Here is an 819-nt window from a genome sequence, read left to right on the forward strand (position 1 = left end):
GCCAGCTCGTCGACGCCGTCGGCGAGCTGGGAACCGCCGTCCGCGAGGCGCCCCGCGCCGTCGGCGGCGTCGGCGATCCCGTCGCCGAGCTCGTTCATGCTGACGAAGACGCTCGCGACCGACTGCTCGCCGAGCGTCTGGTTGAGGACCCCGGTAGCGGTGGACATGACGATGCCGGCGAGCGCGCTGTCGAGCAGCCGTCCGCGATCGCTCGTCTGCACCTCGATCATCGCCTGCTCCGCCTCGTCGATCCCCCGCGACGCCGAGGTCGCGGCGGCCGAGAAGTCCTCGGGGATCGTCACGACCGCGGCGTAGCGCCCGTCCTCCGCACCGGCTGAAGCGTCTGCCGCGTCGGTGAGCACCCAGGTGAAGTTCGAGGCGGTCGCGGCGTCTGCGTCGGTGTCGGCGTCGGCGTCGCGACCGGTGGCAGTGTCCGTGCCGGCCGCCCCGCCCGCGTCCCCCGCATCCTCCGAGCCGTCGGCTCCGCCGATCAGCTCGCCCGCGAGCACCCGGCCCAGCGGCACGGTCTGCCCGTCGACCGTCACCGGCTCGTCGAGGTTCACGACCGCGGCGGTGATCGATTCGAGACGGGCGTCGGGCTTCCAGAGCCCCCAGAGCAGCAGGCCGGCCACGGTGACGGGCACCAGCAGCAGGCCGAGGATCGTGGACCAGCGCACGGGCCGATCCGCCCGGAGTCGAGTGAACGTGGCCATCAACGGGCCTCCCCTTCAGAAGTCTGCTCGGCGAGCGGCCCCGCGGCGGCCGTCGAGAGTTCGGGCGCGGGCGCGAGTGCGGGCGCGAGTCGCAGATCGGAAGAGC

General features: G+C 73.6%; 1 protein-coding gene. It reads right to left on the reverse strand.

The window, feature by feature from the left end; genetic code table 11:
* On the reverse strand, positions 1-713 hold a 713-nt coding region (locus ACFPZL_RS13825), incomplete at its 3' end, for a YhgE/Pip domain-containing protein (RefSeq protein WP_382335970.1).
* Positions 714-819 lie beyond the last annotated feature (106 nt).

This window comes from Leucobacter soli (assembly GCF_042659205.1).
GTDB lineage: Bacteria > Actinomycetota > Actinomycetes > Actinomycetales > Microbacteriaceae > Leucobacter > Leucobacter soli.